15 protein-coding genes are annotated in these 14,879 nt (G+C 67.7%); 7 read left to right on the forward strand and 8 right to left on the reverse strand.

Annotation, left to right across the window (positions count from 1 at the left end; all coding sequences use genetic code 11):
* Positions 1-17: 17 nt before the first annotated feature.
* Both tsaA and VHB27_RS17535 read right to left on the reverse strand, forming a co-directional pair.
* Positions 18-503: a tRNA (N6-threonylcarbamoyladenosine(37)-N6)-methyltransferase TrmO gene (gene tsaA / locus VHB27_RS17530; protein ID WP_325602842.1), complete on the reverse strand. Its 486-nt coding sequence runs from the start codon at positions 501-503 to the stop codon at positions 18-20.
* A gap of 212 nt (positions 504-715) precedes the next feature.
* The gene (locus tag VHB27_RS17535; RefSeq protein WP_325602844.1) at positions 716-1,099 is read right to left on the reverse strand and encodes a hypothetical protein; all 384 of its coding nucleotides are present in this window, start codon (positions 1,097-1,099) and stop codon (positions 716-718) included.
* Positions 1,100-1,426: 327 nt separating this feature from the next.
* Between VHB27_RS17535 and VHB27_RS17540 the strand changes: the two genes are divergently transcribed.
* Together VHB27_RS17540 and VHB27_RS17545 are read left to right on the forward strand one after the other, a co-directional pair.
* Positions 1,427-2,167 carry a CoA transferase subunit A gene (locus tag VHB27_RS17540; protein ID WP_325602847.1) on the forward strand — a complete coding sequence of 247 codons (741 nt, stop codon included), beginning with the start codon at positions 1,427-1,429 and terminating at the stop codon, positions 2,165-2,167.
* Positions 2,164-2,838, forward strand: a complete 675-nt coding sequence (locus tag VHB27_RS17545; protein WP_325602849.1) for a 3-oxoacid CoA-transferase subunit B — start codon at positions 2,164-2,166, stop codon at positions 2,836-2,838. Before VHB27_RS17540 ends, VHB27_RS17545 begins: the two co-directional genes overlap by 4 nt.
* A gap of 85 nt (positions 2,839-2,923) precedes the next feature.
* Here VHB27_RS17545 and VHB27_RS17550 read toward each other — a convergent pair whose 3' ends face one another.
* Together VHB27_RS17550 and VHB27_RS17555 are read right to left on the reverse strand one after the other, a co-directional pair.
* Positions 2,924-3,586 (reverse strand): GntR family transcriptional regulator, encoded by a 663-nt coding sequence (locus tag VHB27_RS17550; protein WP_325602851.1) that lies wholly within the window; start codon positions 3,584-3,586, stop codon positions 2,924-2,926.
* Positions 3,587-3,750: 164 nt separating this feature from the next.
* Positions 3,751-4,674 carry an SMP-30/gluconolactonase/LRE family protein gene (locus VHB27_RS17555; protein ID WP_325602853.1) on the reverse strand — a complete coding sequence of 308 codons (924 nt, stop codon included), beginning with the start codon at positions 4,672-4,674 and terminating at the stop codon, positions 3,751-3,753.
* A gap of 92 nt (positions 4,675-4,766) precedes the next feature.
* On the opposite strand from VHB27_RS17555, the gene VHB27_RS17560 reads away from it, so the two are divergent.
* The 3 genes from VHB27_RS17560 to VHB27_RS17570 are packed head-to-tail and all read left to right on the forward strand — an operon-like array spanning position 4,767 to position 8,075.
* Complete coding sequence (locus VHB27_RS17560) at positions 4,767-6,101, forward strand: O-antigen ligase family protein (RefSeq protein ID WP_325602855.1); 1,335 nt, start codon at positions 4,767-4,769, stop codon at positions 6,099-6,101.
* 34 nt (positions 6,102-6,135) lie between these two features.
* Entirely contained in the window at positions 6,136-7,113 is a 978-nt protein-coding gene (locus VHB27_RS17565) for a YncE family protein (protein ID WP_325602857.1), read from the forward strand.
* Positions 7,113-8,075 (forward strand): sterol desaturase family protein, encoded by a 963-nt coding sequence (locus VHB27_RS17570; RefSeq protein ID WP_325602859.1) that lies wholly within the window; start codon positions 7,113-7,115, stop codon positions 8,073-8,075. Before VHB27_RS17565 ends, VHB27_RS17570 begins: the two co-directional genes overlap by 1 nt.
* 126 nt (positions 8,076-8,201) lie before the next feature.
* Here VHB27_RS17570 and VHB27_RS17575 read toward each other — a convergent pair whose 3' ends face one another.
* Positions 8,202-9,323: an amidohydrolase family protein gene (locus VHB27_RS17575; protein WP_325602861.1), complete on the reverse strand. Its 1,122-nt coding sequence runs from the start codon at positions 9,321-9,323 to the stop codon at positions 8,202-8,204.
* A 92-nt stretch (positions 9,324-9,415) separates the two neighbouring features.
* A complete protein-coding gene (locus VHB27_RS17580) occupies positions 9,416-10,270 on the reverse strand; it encodes a universal stress protein (protein WP_325602863.1) in 855 nt (284 codons plus the stop codon).
* Positions 10,271-10,412: 142 nt separating this feature from the next.
* On the opposite strand from VHB27_RS17580, the gene VHB27_RS17585 reads away from it, so the two are divergent.
* Both VHB27_RS17585 and fixJ read left to right on the forward strand, forming a co-directional pair.
* Positions 10,413-11,939, forward strand: a complete 1,527-nt coding sequence (locus tag VHB27_RS17585; protein ID WP_325602865.1) for a PAS domain-containing sensor histidine kinase — start codon at positions 10,413-10,415, stop codon at positions 11,937-11,939.
* On the forward strand, positions 11,929-12,546 hold the full coding sequence (gene fixJ, locus VHB27_RS17590) for a response regulator FixJ (protein WP_325602868.1): 618 nt from the start codon (positions 11,929-11,931) through the stop codon (positions 12,544-12,546). Before VHB27_RS17585 ends, fixJ begins: the two co-directional genes overlap by 11 nt.
* A gap of 4 nt (positions 12,547-12,550) precedes the next feature.
* Here the strand turns inward: fixJ and VHB27_RS17595 are convergent, their stop codons facing one another.
* Both VHB27_RS17595 and VHB27_RS17600 read right to left on the reverse strand, forming a co-directional pair.
* Positions 12,551-14,047 carry a Y-family DNA polymerase gene (locus VHB27_RS17595; RefSeq protein ID WP_325602870.1) on the reverse strand — a complete coding sequence of 499 codons (1,497 nt, stop codon included), beginning with the start codon at positions 14,045-14,047 and terminating at the stop codon, positions 12,551-12,553.
* Positions 13,986-14,846, reverse strand: coding sequence for an ImuA family protein (locus VHB27_RS17600; RefSeq protein WP_325602872.1), 861 nt, complete (start codon positions 14,844-14,846; stop codon positions 13,986-13,988). The genes VHB27_RS17595 and VHB27_RS17600 overlap by 62 nt, the downstream gene beginning before the upstream one ends.
* Between the last annotated feature and the right edge of the window lie 33 nt (positions 14,847-14,879).

The raw sequence follows: 14,879 nt of genomic DNA on the forward strand, positions 1-14,879 counted from the left end.
TTCGTATGGCGAACGGCTCAGGTGGCGGCGGTGTTGCGGTTGCGGGTGACGTGCCGGTCGAGCCAGCCGGTTCGCGCGTTGGGTTCGCTGTCAGTGCTGGGCAGATAGGGTTTGATGTCCAGCAGCGGCGTGCCGTCGACGCAATCCAGATAGCGGACCGCCAGCGTATCGGGCGCGGTGAAGCCGTCGAACGCCACGACCGACAGGCCGATCGGATTGGGCCGGAACGGTGCGCGCGTGGCGAAGACCCCACGGACCTCGGTGTCGAAGGGCGGCGTGAAGGTCAGCAGAGGCTGGCCGGCGAGGTTCATCCAGTAGATTAGAACCAGGTGTGAGAACCCGTCCAGGCTGGCCAGGCCCGGCACCATGTCGGGGTCGAGGCGAACCGAACAGACGGGTGCCGGATCGGGCTGGCGTCCATTGCGCGGGCAGTCTCGCGGCGTCTTCCACGGGGTGTGCAAGGTGCCGATCGTTCGGCAGACAAGGGAGGCGGGTTCGATCATGGCGTCCTCGGGGTGCCGGATGCCCTCAGGCTTTCCGATAACAGCACATGGCCCGACGTCTTGCATGTCCATGACGAGCATCCGCGACCAGGGTCCATGTCCATCCCCCTTTCGGCTCGGCTTGACCGGGTCATTCCGGCGCCTCGGAGGGGGAGAAGATGAGACAGTCGAACCATGACGGATGGCACGTGCGGGATGGAAGCCGGTTGGCGTTACTGCTGCTTGGTCACGCCATCGGGGAGACCGCCGCCAGGGTGGCTCAGGCTCTGCGTCTGCTGCTTCATGGGCGCTTCATGCGCGAGGCTCTGCGTCTGCTGCTTCGTCGCCGCGTCGTGCGCGAGGCTCTGCGTCCGCTGCTTCATGGGCGCTTCGTGCGCGAGACTTTGAGTCTTCTGTTTGGTCGCCATCCCATGGCTCAAGCTCTGGGTCTTCTGCTTCGTCGCCGCATTGTGGCTCAGGCTTTGCGCCGGCTGCTTGCTTGGCGCTTCATGGCTCATGCTCTGGGTCGGTTGGCTGCTGGGTGTCGTCTGCGCCAGCACAGGTTGGGCGATCAACAGACACGCCACGAGGGTCGGGGTCAGAAAAGAGGCGTTCATCGAGGAACCTTCCGCACTTGTGCATTTGAATTTGGCGGTTTGCCGCCGAAACATCAACTCATCGTCGCCTCGAAATGACTTGTGCACAGGTTAGTAGACATACACCCGGCCATACGGCCGGTTATGGCAACCATCTCGCCCACGATGCCGGCAACCTGCCGGCAGAGGTGCCTGGTGGATATCTCTGGCGAATATCTTGTGCCCCCGAAGCAGGCAAAAAGTGTCCGGACGCGGGATCTCGGCACATGGTCCCTGAGCCGGCAAGACCGCTTGCCTTGACTCGGCGCGCCTCTGGCTGTTCATCGTTGTCAGCACGCGGGGAAACGCATGAGTCAAAGAACCAAGCTATTCGGTGGCTTCGCCGAAGCCGTAGCGGATATTCCGGACGGCAGCGTGATCGGCTTCGGCGGCTTCGCCATGCCCGGCACGCCTTTCAACCTGATCAACGCCTTGCGGGACCAGGGGGCCAAGCGGCTGACGCTGGTTGCCAACACCACCGGCGGCGCGCAGCAGCCCCGGATGCCCGATATCGGCATGCTGGTGGAGAACGGGCAGGTCGCCAAGGTGATCTGCGCCTTCACTGCGGCGACCCGGCCGACCGATGTCCTGCCCTTCACCAAATATTACGAGAGCGGCGAGGTCGACGCGGAGCTGGTGCCGCAGGGCACGCTCGCGGAACGAATGCGGGCGGCCGGAGCGGGCATCCCGGCGTTCTATACGCCGACAGCGGTCGGGACCGAACTCGCCGCGGGGCGGGAGACGCGGGTCATCAACGGCCGCGAATACCTGCTGGAATACGCGCTGAAACTCGATTACGCCTTCATCCGCGCCCGCACGGCGGACGCGTTCGGCAATCTGCGGTTCCATCGTTCGCAACGAAACTTCAATCCGGTGATGGCGACGGCCGCCGCCTGCACGATCGCCGAGATCGACGACCCGATCCTGCCCGCGGGCTCCATCGACCCGGACGACGTCCATACGCCGGGTATCTACGTACACCGCCTGGTCAAGGTGCCGCCGGCGCCCGAAGGCATCTGGCCCGCCAAGCGGCAGGAGCGGAAACGATGAGCGAGACGAAAGGACTGACCCGCCAGCAGATGGCGGACCGGGTGGCATGGGAATTCCAGGACGGCTGGATCGTCAACCTGGGCGTCGGCATCCCGACCATGTGTTCCAACACCGATATCGGCGACCGGGCGATCACGTATCATTCAGAGAACGGGGTGATCGGGTACGGGCCCGTGGCGCCGGCGGGCGAGGAAGACCTGAACCTCGTGAACGCCGGCGGACAGAACGTGACGCTGAAGCCGGGCGCGGCCGTTGTGCATCATGCCGACAGTTTCGGCGTGATCCGCGGCGGGCATATCGATGCGACCGTGATGGGGGCCTATCAGGTCGCGATGACCGGCGATTTCGCCAACTGGAAGCTCAAGGGCCAGAAAGGTGGCGGCATTGGCGGCGCGATGGACCTCGCGGCCTGTGCGAAGCGGGTGTTCATCATCCTGGAGCACGTGACCCGTGACGGCAGCCCCAGGCTGGTCCCGGCCTGCGATCTGCCTGTCACCGCACGCGGCGTGGTGACGCTCGTCATGACCAATTACGGGTTGTTCGAGCCGACCGGTGATGGCTTCCGGCTGCGTGAGATCGCTCCCGGCCTGACGGTCGAGGAGATCCGGGCGGCGACGGGCGGCACGCTGCGCGTCGCCGACGGCCTGCGGCCGGTGACGATGGGGACGTAACGCCGCCGCGTCCCCCGGCCGCAGCGGCCTCGGCCCGCCAGTTCGCGCAGAGGTTCGACCTGGGCGTGGTCGTGCGGCCCTCGGCCTATGCGGCGTTGTCCCGAATGACTGGTGTCTTGGGCCGGCATCCCGGGACATCCCGCAGCGCGGTCAGGACGCGGTCGCGGGCTCCCATGACATGGGCGCGCATCAACCGCTCCGCCAACGCGGCGTCCCCAGCCTGGATGGCATCGATGATGGCGCCATGTTCGGCCATCAACTGGCGGTCGGCGACCTCGGGGCTGGCGACGCTGACGCGCACCAGGCGATCGGATTGGTCGATCAGGTCGTGTACCACCGCCGCCATCCGGCCATTCCCAGCGAGATCGGCAACCGCGGCGTGGAAACCGCGGTTATAGGCGACGAAATCCTCCCCGTCCGCGTCCCGCCAGGCGTCGAGGGCCGCGACGTCCCGCCCAACACCTTTCCCCTGGGCCGCCGCTGCAGCGCAGGCCGGTTCCATGATGAGGCGCAGGGCGAATATCTCGGTCGCGTCCTCCAGCGAGATCGGATTCACCCGGTAGCCCTGGCGCGGAAGCACGGTGATCAGCCGCCCCTTCTCCAACCGCAGCAGAGCGTCGCGCACCGGAGAGCGGCTGACCCGATAGCGTGCCGCCAGGTCCTGTTCGCGCAGTTCCTGCCCGGGCGGCAGGTCGCACTGCAGGATGGCTGCGCGAAGCGCATCGTAAATGCTGTCGCGAAGCAGCACGGTTCGTTACCTCCCTAGGTTTTCGATCAGCATGCCGGGCCTGATATATCAGGTCAAGACGGCGGAATGCCGCATGCGGTTGGCGGCATGGCGGACGGCGATCATGGCTGGCCCGGCCGCCGGACCGCCAGCCGCGTGCAATCATACCGGGACACCCGGTGCGATCAGGCTGGCTGGTGCGCCAGCCTCAGGCCAGGGCCGTTCCATTCCATCGCCACCAACTGCCCGGTGCCCGACAAGGTCATGTAGGCCGTGCGCAGGTCCGGGCCGCCGAAGCAGATGTTCGTGCAGAACATGTCGGGCATCGGCACCTGCCGGACCAACCCCCCGTCGGGGGAAATGACGCTGACCGACCCGTTGACCAGCGTCGCGACGCAGACATTCCCGGTCGCGTCGACCGCCAGGCTGTCGAAGCGCTGGAACCCGCCCAGCCCCACCATCAGCCGCCCGCCATGCGGCGACGGGAACGGCGCTTTCGCCAGCACGCCCGGCGCGACGACGTCCCAGGCCCACAGCCGAGCGGTTTCCGTCTCGGCGACATAGAGGGTGCGCCCGTCGGGGGAGAGGCCGATGCCGTTCGGCGTCAGCACCGGATGCACCACCTCGGTGATCTTGGACCCGTCGGCCAGCGCGTAATAGACCCCGCCCCAGTCACGGTCCCGGCTCCGCGCCTTGCCGAGGTCGGTGAAATAGAACCCGCCATGGCCATCGAAGACGAGGTCATTGGGCCCCAACAGCCGGTGGGCGCCGCAACGGTCGTACAGGACGGTCACTTCGCCCGTCCTGGGATCGACCCGCTGGATGCTGCCGCCGGCATAGTCGCTGGCCGGACCCGCAGGACGCAGCAGGTTCATCTCCAGCCGCCACTGGAACCCGCCATTGTTGCAGACATAGAACGCACCGTCCGGCCCGACCGCCAGACCGTTCGGACCTCCGCCGGTATGGGCGATGACCTCGGTGCGCCCATCCGGCCAGACCCTGGTGACGGTCTGCCGCTCGATCTCCACCAGTGCGATCGATCCGTCCTTCATCGCGACCGGTCCCTCGGGGAAGCGTAACCCCGTGGCCAGGACCCGTATCTCGCTCATTCCCGTTTCCCCCAACTGGTTTCCCGAAGGAGAGGACCGGCGAGACCGAGCGTCAACCTTTCGTTCAGGTTTTTCCGGCATACGGCGGTGTGATGCTGGCAGACAAAAGCAACGAGACCGTACTGCTCCAGGCCACGATCCTGCTGATCGTGGGCTTGCTCGCGTACGGCGTGCTGACCCCGTCGATCTTCCCGGCGTGCCTGGCGGGCGCCGCGGTGATGGGTGTCGCCGGGCTGGCGCTGATCCATCCGACGGCATTCAGCGCCGCCTGGCTGGTTGGCGCCGGCATGAGCCTGGAGATGACGCTGCATGACCTGGTCGCCCCTTCGTCCATGCAGGCCACGATCGCAGTGGTCAAAGGGGCGGAGATCGGCCTCGCCGCGTTGTGTGCCCTGCGGTTCGGAGGTCGCCTTGACCTGCTCAACCCCGTCTGGGCCTATGCCGCCATGCTCGGTTTCGGCTGGGCGCACGGTCTGTATCCGGGCCTGACCACCGGCGAGAGTCTGCGCTCCTTCATCGGGTCGGTCGCGCCGTTTGCCTTCTGCTTCTGCCGCCTGCCGCGCGACTGGCCGGACGCCATCATCCGCGCCACGAAATGGTGTCCGCTGATCGCGGTCGCCGCCTGCGTCCCGCTGGCGATCGGCGGATGGCGGCCGATGTTCGTCGACAGCGGCGGCGCCCGGCTGGCGGGCCTGGGGCACCCGGCCTTCCTGGCCGGCGTCTGCCTGCCCGCCATCTACGCCTGCCTGATCGAGACGTACCGGTTCGGCCGTCTCGGAGACGTGGCGCTGCTGGCGGCGAATGTCGTGATCCTGATGCTGACGGGTGCCCGAGCGCCGCTGGCCTACGCAGTCGGGGTCATCGGTGTGACGCTGGTCGCCGTCCCCTCGAGCACCTTCCCGTCCCATGCCCGGCGGCTGCTGTTGCTGCTGGCTGCCTGCGCCGCCCCGGTCCTGGCGCTGCTCGCCGATCGCCTGGCCGGCGTGCGCCTGTTCAACATCGTGGCGACCGAGGCCGGAGACCTGAGCGGGCGCAACCTGCTCTGGCCATGGTTCGAGACGGCGGCGGCGCGATCCCCATGGTTCGGCTGGGGGATCGGCGCCGGCAACGTCGTGATCCCCTCCGACGGGTGGATCGCACGCCTGCTGCACACCTGGGCCGCCCATAATGAATATCTCCGCATCGAGGTCGAAGGCGGGCAGATCGGCCTGGCCCTGCTGGTCCTGCTGTTCGCCGGCTGGGTGATCCGCGGCACGCGCGGGCTTGGGCTGGCGGAGCGTCGTATCCTCCGCCTTGTCTACGTCGCCTTCGCGGCGCATGCGGCGACGGACAACGTGCTGATCTCGACGCCAGCCTGCGTGCTGTTCGCATTCTCAACCGCTGTTTTCAATCGTTTACCCTTGCCCGATTCGGTCCCCAGGGCGTAGGGAGGGGCGCGTTCCAGCCGGAGTGTCTCGGCCCATGCGGCGCCTGTCTCCCCTTCTATTTCTTGCGGTCTGCGCCTTCACCTGGTGCATCCAGCCGCTGGCCGCCCGTGCCGCGGGCGTTGCCTATATCCTCAATTCGGCGGGTGCCTCGATCAGCGTCGTCGACATGTCGACGATGAAAGAGGTACGGCGCATCCCCGTCCTGCGGGAGCCGCATCACCTGGTGATATCGCCCGACGGACGCAGCCTGCTGGTCGGCGATACGACCGGCAACCAGATGCTGTTCCTGGATCCCAATACCGGTTCGATCCAGAAACGCCTTCCCATTCCCGACCCATATCAGCTCGGCTTCAGCCCGGACGGGAAATACCTGACGGTCAATGGTCTCGCGCGTAACCAGGTGGATGTCTATGACGCGGCGACCATGCGGCTGGTGAAACGGTTCCCGGTCGTCGCGACGCCAAGCCATCTCGCATATTCGCCGGACTCGTCGACGGTTTTCGTCAGCCTGCAGGACAGCGACAAGCTGGAGGCATTCGACCTGCGCACCATGACACCGAAATGGGACGTGCCGATCGGCAAGACCCCTGCCGGCGTGCTGTGGTTGAACGGGCATGTCCTGGTTGCCGACATGGGGACCGACTATATCGCCGTCGTTGACCCGGCCGACGGCCATGTCATCGAACACGTCGTCACCGGCAAGGGCGCGCACAACCTGTTCCTGTCCCCGGACGGGAAGATCCTGTGGGTCAACAACCGTGTCGGCGGCACGACCGTTTCGCTCGACGCGAAGACGCTGAAGTTGATCCGTCGCTATGACATCCCCGGCGGTCCGGACGACATGGCCTTCGCCCCGGACGGAAAGTTGTGGATCACGCGCCGCTGGGCGGAGAAGGTCGCTGTCCTGGATCCCGAAAGCGGGCACTACCAGACGGTCGATGTCGGCCGGTCGCCGCACGGCCTGTTCCTGGTTCCCCACGCACCATCGCCGACAGCCCTGTCCAGCCGCTGATGGACAACTGGTTCGACCTCGGCGCCGGCTGGCTGCAGGAACACCTGCTGATCCCGTTCCTGTACGCCACCGGACTGATGAGCTGGGAGGATGTATCCTACGGCTGGGCGACGTTCGCCTTGTACGGCGTCGCGCAGGTGGTGGTGACCTTCGCGGTCTGCCTGCCGCTGGAACGCTGGCGGCCGGTGGAGCGCTGGCCCAACAGCCACGCCGTCTGGGTGGACGTGGCGTACACCCTGCTGTCGCGTGTCGGCGTCCTGCCTCTGGTGACCTATGTGCTGTTCTATCGCGCCCAGGTCATGGTGACAGGGTGGATGGCGGACCAGGGCTGGGTGCCTCCGACCCTGGAAGGCTTCTTTCCGTTCCTGCTGGGGCGGCAGGTGCTGACGTTCTTCCTCTACGCGATCATCCTCGATTTCGCCGAGTATGTCCGGCACTGGCTGTCGCACAAGTTCCGCTGGTGGTGGGCTTTGCATTCGCTGCATCACGCGCAGCGGCAGATGACGTTCTGGTCCGACGACCGGAACCATGTGCTGGACGACCTGATCTCGTTCATCTGGTTCAGCGTGATCGCGCTGCTGATCGGGGTGCCCCCGCTGCAGTTCCCGCTGCTGGTCCTGATGCTGCGGTTCCTGGAATCGCTTGCGCACGCCAATGTCCGGCTGTCCTTCGGGTGGTTGGGCGACCGCCTGCTGATCTCGCCCCGCTTCCATCGCGCGCATCACGGCGTGCTGGCCGCGGGACAGAGAAGCTGCAACTACGGTGCGGTGCTGCCATGGTGGGACATGCTGTTCGGAACGGCGGATTTCTCGCGCGCTTATGTCCGCACCGGCGATCCGTCGGGAGAGGAGGCACTGGCGACGGGCACCTGGACCCAGCAGCAGATGGCGGGGCTCCGGCGCTTCACCCGCGCCTTCCGCCGCCGCAAGCCGGCGCGGGTCCAGGGGTCTGTGGCGGGGTAAAACGGCTTTCCCCTTTTTTTCGCCATGGCCCGGCTTGGTCGGGCCACCTGGCGCCTCGAGCGACGGAGATGGCCCAGCCCATGAACAGGGGCGGCAGGGCCGGCGGGTATCAGGGACGGCGTCGGGTTAAGGGGATAACGGCGTCAGGCCGAAGATCCGCATCGCATTCGCCGACAGGATCGCGTCGCCGACGCCCGACCCCAGAGGCGCCCCTTGGGCTGCCCCGAGGGCCGTCCCGAGGGCCGCCCCAAGGGCCGCGACGACCGGACGATGCGCGACGGGGCTGTGCCAATCCGTCGTATCCAGCGCGTCATTGGGGACCGCGGGCGGGAAGAACGGATGGTCGGTGCCGAACATCAACCGATCCGAGCCCACCAGGCTGGCCAGCAGCCGCAGCGTCTCGGTCGAATACGAGATCGCATCAAAATACATCATCCTCAGATACGCGCTGGGTTCCTGCTTCAGCTTCACGTTCGGGTCGGCATGGTCGCCGATGCACGCGTCCAGACGCCCCGCGAGATAGGGCAGCGCGCCGCCGGAATGCGCGACCATGATCTTCAGACCAGGGAATCGGTCGAACGTACCGCCCAGGATCAGCCGTGTGATCGCCGTCGTCGTCTCGAACGGGAAGCCCAGGGCCAGCAGCATGCCGTGGCCGTAGCCGCGCATGTGCTCCGTGCCCAACCCGTAATGCGGATGCACGAAGATCATCGTCCCCGTCCGCTCCGCCGCCGCCCAGACCGCGTCCATCGCCGGGTCGTCCAGCCCCTTGCCGGCGCCCGTCGTCCCGATCGCCGCCCCGCGCAGATGGGGCAGCGCCGCGATCCGCCCGAGTTCCTCTGCCGCCAGGACGGGATCGCGCGGCAGCAGACCCATGCCGTAAAGCCGCCCCTGCCCGCCCTCGGCCATCGCCTCCATGCTCTCGTTGATGCTGGTCGCCGCCGGCCCCGCTTCATCCGCGTCCAGGAAATCCAGCCAGGGATTGGCGGGACTCAGCACCGAGATGCCAATCCCGTGCCTGTCCATGAATGCGAGCTTGCGGTCGCGGTCCCAGTATTCGCTTCCCAGGGGACGGCCGGTCGCTGTGCTGCCGTCGGTATCCTCGCCAGGGAGGATCAGCATCCGGTCCATGCCGTTCCGGTTGACGATCCGCGGCACGGCGTTACGGGCCCGCAACAGGGCAACATAGCGCTCCGGATAGACATGCGTATGGATATCGACGGCCGAACCGTCCAGGGGGTTGGTCATGCAGGCTCCATTCCAAGGACGGCCCGACGAGGCAAGGGGCATGCCAGCCTGGGTCCTTCCGCGCGCCCTTTTGACCCGTCCCCGCCGGCTTGTCAGTGGGCCATCAGCACCGGCAGCGTCATGTGCTGCAGCAGGTCGCGGGTGACGCCGCCCAGGATCATCTCCCGCGTGCGCGAATGCCCATATGCCCCGGTCACCAGCAGGTCGCAGGCATTCTCCGCCGCGTATCCCAGCAAGGCATCGGCGGGGCCGATGCCGTCGGCCAGCACCGTACGGGCGGCGGACACCTCGAAGCCGTGGCGTGCGAGGTGTTCCCCGACATCGCCGGTCGGCACCTCATCGACGTCGGACGGATCGGCCTCGGCGATCAGGACCGAGACGCTGGCCTTCGGCACGATCAGCGGCAGCGCGTCATGCAGGGCGCGCGAGGCCTCCCGCGTGCGCGACCAACCGACCAGGACGCGCGTGCCGATGGTTTCAAAGCTGCCCGCATAGGGCACCAGCAGGACCGGCCGGCCCGAGGCCATCAACATGTCCTCGATCAGTGTCCGAGCGATGATGGGACCGGGATTGTCGGGGTCGCGCTGGCCCATCACCACGACATCGGAAATCCGCGCGTAGCGCAGCACCGTGGGCAGGAGCGGACCGCTCTCCAGCTCCCAGTCGCCATTGGCGCCTTCACGCCGCAGGCGGTCGCGGAACTTCGTTTCCACTTCGGCCGCTCGGGTCTTCGCCGCAGCCTCGATCATCCGCGAGAATTCCGGCATCGCCCAGATATCGGGATAGCCGCCCAGGGCAAACGCCATGTCGGCGGGCAGCAGATGCTCCAGCACGCACAGGCCACGCACATGCGCATCGCTTCGCTGGGCCAGGCTGAACGCCACCGTCAGCTTCGCCTCGTCCCGTGGCGTGCCGTCCAGCACGACCAGGATGTCTCGCAGACTCATCCGATCCTCCTCTCGTTTCATACGGCACGGATAGTCTTACCCAAGCGGACCCGCCGCGTTGATACAGGTCAACCATCCGTTGGATGACGCAATGGCCCATGTTATACCGGCCTGCATCGATGACGAAGAGAGGCGGAAGAGCATGCCGGCGAAGACCGTCCCTGACCGGGCGGCCTCCCCCATGGACCGGATGGCGGACACTGGGGCGGAGAAAGGGATCGCGGCCGCCGAAATCGGCATATGGCACTGGGACCTGGGCACGGGTGCGCTGATGCTGTCGGCGGGCGCCGCCGCCTTGGTGGACGGTACGCCGGCCGGCATCCAGGACTTTCTCGGGCTGATCCACCCCGAGGACCGCAACCTTGCCCAAACCACGCTGTTCGGGCCCGGACCCAGCCTCGACATCACCGTCCGGACGGCCGCCGGCGCCCGCCTGCGCCTGCGCGGGCGCAAGGCGGACAACGAGGCCTGCGGCATCCTGATCGCCGCCGAGGCTTCCAACGCCGAGGCCGCCCTGCGTGAGCGTGAGGCACATCTGACCTCCGTCTTGGAGACGGTGCCCGACGCGATGATCGTCATCGACAGCCAGGGCATCATGCAGTCCTTCAGCGCCACCGCCGAACGCCTGTTCGGCTATGCGCGGGAGGAGGTCATCGGACGGAACGTCTCGATGCTGATGCCATCGCCGTACCGGGAGATGCACGACCACTACCTGGCACGCTACCTCGCGACCGGGGAGCGCAGGGTGATCGGCCACGGCCGCGTCGTCGTCGGCCTGCGCAGCAACGGCACGACATTCCCGATGGAACTCGCGGTTGGCGAGATGATCACCGGCACCCGCCGTTCCTTCACCGGCTTCATCCGCGACCTGACGGAACGGCAGGCGACGCAGCAGCGCCTCCAGGACCTGCAGGCGGAGCTGATCCATATGTCGCGCTTCACCGCGATGGGTGAGATGGCCTCCACCCTGGCGCACGAGCTGAACCAGCCGCTGACGGCAGTGGCCAGCTATCTGAACGGCTGCCGCCGCCTGCTGTCGGGCCAGAACAGGACGCAGGACGACGTGTCCGGCCGGGACGGGATGCTGCACGACGCGATCGACCGTGCGGCGGAGCAGGCGCTGCGGGCGGGTCAGATCATCCGCCGGCTGCGGCAGTTCGTGGCCCGCGGCGAGACCGAGCGGTATGTCGAGGACCTGGGCAAGCTGATCGAGGAAGCCAGCGCCCTCGCCCTGGTCGGCGCCAAGGAAACCAACATCGCGGTCCACTACCGGTTCAATCCTCGCGCCCGCTTCGTCCTGGTCGACAAGATCCAGATCCAGCAGGTCATCCTCAACCTGATCCGCAACGCGATGGAGGCGATGCAGGAGACGACCCGCCGGGAGCTGACGGTCGCGACGGCCGAACGGACGGAAGGGATGGCAGAGGTCAGCGTGGCGGATACCGGTCCGGGTATCGCGCCGGAGATCGCGGTGCAATTGTTCCAGCCTTTCGTCACCAGCAAGCCGCACGGGATGGGCGTCGGCCTGTCGATCTCACGCACGATCATCGAGGCGCATGGCGGCCAGCTCTGGGCCGAACCCAACCCCGGCGGCGGAACGATCTTCCGCATGACGCTGCGCGCCGTCGACCCTGACCTGGATGAAGAGGACGCCGAGAATGACGGCTGAAGCCGTGGTTCATCTGATCGATGACGATGAAGGCGTCCGCCAGGCCGTCGCCTTCCTGCTGGCGACGGCGGGCCTTCCCGTGCGCGTGTATGCATCGGCGGCGGCGTTCCTTGACGTGGTGCCGACCCTGCAGGCGGGCTGCATCATCACCGATGTCCGCATGCCGGGGATGGATGGGCTGGAATTGCAGCGGCAGTTGAAGGCCCGCAAGGTGACCCTGCCGGTCATCGTCATCACCGGCCATGCCGACGTGCCTCTCGCGGTCGAGGCGATGAAGGCCGGCGCCGTAGACCTGATCGAAAAGCCGTTCTCCGACGACACCCTGCTGGGCGCGATCTATTCGGCGATCGATCGCCATGCGGCGAAGGCCGAACGCGAGGATGAACTCGCCGCGATCCGCGAGCGGATAGCAAGCCTGTCGGGGCGGGAGCGAGAGGTGCTGGACGGGCTTCTGGCCGGCTTGCCGAACAAGACGATCGCCTATGACCTGAAGATCAGCCCGCGGACGGTGGAAGTGCATCGCGCCAACCTCATGGCCCGGATGGGCGCGCACAGCCTCGCGGAGCTTGTCCGCATGGCCTTCCTCATCCGCTCCGCCGGCGAATAGGCGATCAGAAGAAGCCGTGCAGGAACCAGCGCCCGCCCTCGGCGGCGCGGAACAGCCAGAAGCGGCGTCCCTGCTCGTCTTCCACCTGGACATAGTCCCGATCGGAGAGGGGCGTCTCCTGCCACCACTCGGCGGCGATGCGTTCGAGACTGCTGGCGCGGCGGACGCGATGGCGCACGCGCCGCCAGACGAAGCTGGCCGGGGCCTCATCGGGTGCCTTCCCCGCGATGGACACTGCCTCGACCGGCTGTGGCGGGTCGAGCATCCGCACCGGTCGCGGCATCTTCGTGGACCATTCCCCTTGGGGCCACGATCCGGGGACCGATTGCGTCACCGGCACGCGCCGTACCGTCCGTTCCGGCACATGGCCGGCGACCGGCGCCAGGCGATAGACCCGCGCGGCGCCCAGGCGGCCAACCAGGCGGTCGAACAACGGGGCGAGGTCGGTGTCTGGCTCATCGAATAAGGAGGTTGCCTGTTTCACGGGCAGCGCGTCGGTGGCGATGGCGGTCAGGACCATGGTCTCGACCCCCAGGCCAGGATCGACCTTCTCCAGCCGGTCGATCAGCAGGCGGCGCAGATGCGCGGGATCGCGGACGGCGCGCGCGGTGCCGGTCCGGATCGCCTGGATGGAGCCGTCGACCCGCTCGAAGCGCAAGTCGCAGCGGCGCAGCCCCTGCCCTTTCCGGCCCAGCGCCGCGCAGACCTGATCGGCCAGCGTGCCGATGGCCGCCGAGAAACCCTCCGTCGTCAGCAGCGGTTCGAGGAACCGCTGCTCCGCCTGGATGGCTGCTTCGGGAAGGACCGGCCGGATCGGCTCGAATACCCGGCCGGCGGCCTGGTCGAGGCGCAGCGCGACGGCGGGGCCGAAGCGGCGCGCCATCGGGCCGCGGGCGATGGCGGTGGCCTGGTGAACCCGGCGCACGCCCAGCCGGCGCAGTTCGCTGCTGGTTTCCGGCGGCAGGCGCAGGGCCTCGACCGGGTGATCGTCCGGCAGACCGGCCTGTCCGGGCGGGGCCACGCTGATGGGATCGTGGTGGAACCGCGCCATCGCATGTGCCAACCCCGGCGTATCGGCGACGGCGGCACGAGCGGTGAAGCCCTGGGCCGCCAGCTTGCGCACGAGATCGTGCAGCATGCGCCGCTCGCCGCCATGCAGATGCGTGCTGCCGGTGACGTCGATCCACAGCCCATCCGGCGGATCGGGCGCGGCGAGTGGCGCATAATCCAGGCACCATTCCGCCAGCCGGCGCAGTTCCATCCCCTCACCCTTCGGATCGGCCCGCCGTTCGGTCAGCGCGCCGGCCAGAACTCGGGCTTCCGCCAGTTTCATCCCGATGCGCAGACCAACCTTGGCCGCGGCGGGCCCGATGGCCGCCACAAGGCGTGCGCCGCCATTCTGCGCCACCGTCACCAGGGGGGCGCCAACCAGGTCCGGCTCATGCCGCCTGATCCGATCGATCGGCAATAACGGCAGCCATACCGAGACAACCCGTCGCATCGCACGCCTCCACGATCCAGGACCCAGGCTTGCCGCCCCGGCTGCGCAGCAGATCGAGCCGCCAACGGACACGTTCCTCCGACGGGGCGTAGGCCAAGGGGGCGTAGGCCAAGGGGGCGTAGGCCAAGGGGGCGGAAGACAAGGGGGCGGAAGACAATGCGCCGACCCGCCAGCGGGTGAAGGCGGCGGTGGGTTCGCCATGCCGCGGATCGTCGAAGGCCTGGCTGCGGCGGATCAGCATGGCCATCACGCCGGATTGTTCGGCGGCAAGCTGCAAGCGGCGGGACGCGACGAGGCTGATCCGACCGGCAGGTTCGCCGACCACGGCGGCCAGGCCGCGATGGCGCAGCCCTTCCTCCATCACCGCCAGCACGTCCCGCCCCGCCTCGGCGAAGATCAGCCGGTCCGGCCCCAGGCCGACGGCGGCCAGGCCGGGTGCGAACAGGTCGGCCTGGCGCAGCACCCACAGCACCGGCCCGTCGAGCTTGGCGAGCAGGCCGCCGACGAACAGCGTCGCCGCGGCGGCGTGTTCGGTGTCCGGACCACCGGACGCGGCCTCATGCAGCGCCGAACGCGCCAAGCCGCCTGGCAGGTGCGCGTCGATCGCCGGCACATGCAAGGGAATGTACCGAGGCGTGCCGGCGGCGGGATCGACCGGACCGCTGCCATGGCGCCGTTCGATGCGGCTGATCTGCTCCTGCAACCGCACCAGCGTGGCTCGAGCACGCGGACGGCCGCGGGATTGGGGAGGCGGAGGCGTGGCGGCGGGCGCCGCGGGGATGGCAGGAATTTCGAACACAACGGGAACATATCAACTCGGCGGACGACGTCG

The sequence above is a fragment of the Rhodopila sp. genome, assembly GCF_035548235.1.
Taxonomy (GTDB): domain Bacteria; phylum Pseudomonadota; class Alphaproteobacteria; order Acetobacterales; family Acetobacteraceae; genus Rhodopila.

What these genes read in the sequence shown, in the direction of transcription:
- tsaA (WP_325602842.1), bottom strand. Translation starts at nt 503, where the DNA reads ATGATCGAACCCGCCTCCCTTGTCTGCCGAACGATCGGCACCTTGCAC.
- VHB27_RS17535 (WP_325602844.1), bottom strand. Translation starts at nt 1,099, where the DNA reads ATGAACGCCTCTTTTCTGACCCCGACCCTCGTGGCGTGTCTGTTGATC.
- VHB27_RS17540 (WP_325602847.1), top strand. Translation starts at nt 1,427, where the DNA reads ATGAGTCAAAGAACCAAGCTATTCGGTGGCTTCGCCGAAGCCGTAGCG.
- VHB27_RS17545 (WP_325602849.1), top strand. Translation starts at nt 2,164, where the DNA reads ATGAGCGAGACGAAAGGACTGACCCGCCAGCAGATGGCGGACCGGGTG.
- VHB27_RS17555 (WP_325602853.1), bottom strand. Translation starts at nt 4,674, where the DNA reads ATGAGCGAGATACGGGTCCTGGCCACGGGGTTACGCTTCCCCGAGGGA.
- VHB27_RS17560 (WP_325602855.1), top strand. Translation starts at nt 4,767, where the DNA reads ATGCTGGCAGACAAAAGCAACGAGACCGTACTGCTCCAGGCCACGATC.
- VHB27_RS17565 (WP_325602857.1), top strand. Translation starts at nt 6,136, where the DNA reads ATGCGGCGCCTGTCTCCCCTTCTATTTCTTGCGGTCTGCGCCTTCACC.
- VHB27_RS17570 (WP_325602859.1), top strand. Translation starts at nt 7,113, where the DNA reads ATGGACAACTGGTTCGACCTCGGCGCCGGCTGGCTGCAGGAACACCTG.
- VHB27_RS17575 (WP_325602861.1), bottom strand. Translation starts at nt 9,323, where the DNA reads ATGACCAACCCCCTGGACGGTTCGGCCGTCGATATCCATACGCATGTC.
- VHB27_RS17580 (WP_325602863.1), bottom strand. Translation starts at nt 10,270, where the DNA reads ATGAGTCTGCGAGACATCCTGGTCGTGCTGGACGGCACGCCACGGGAC.
- VHB27_RS17585 (WP_325602865.1), top strand. Translation starts at nt 10,413, where the DNA reads ATGCCGGCGAAGACCGTCCCTGACCGGGCGGCCTCCCCCATGGACCGG.
- fixJ (WP_325602868.1), top strand. Translation starts at nt 11,929, where the DNA reads ATGACGGCTGAAGCCGTGGTTCATCTGATCGATGACGATGAAGGCGTC.
- VHB27_RS17595 (WP_325602870.1), bottom strand. Translation starts at nt 14,047, where the DNA reads ATGCGACGGGTTGTCTCGGTATGGCTGCCGTTATTGCCGATCGATCGG.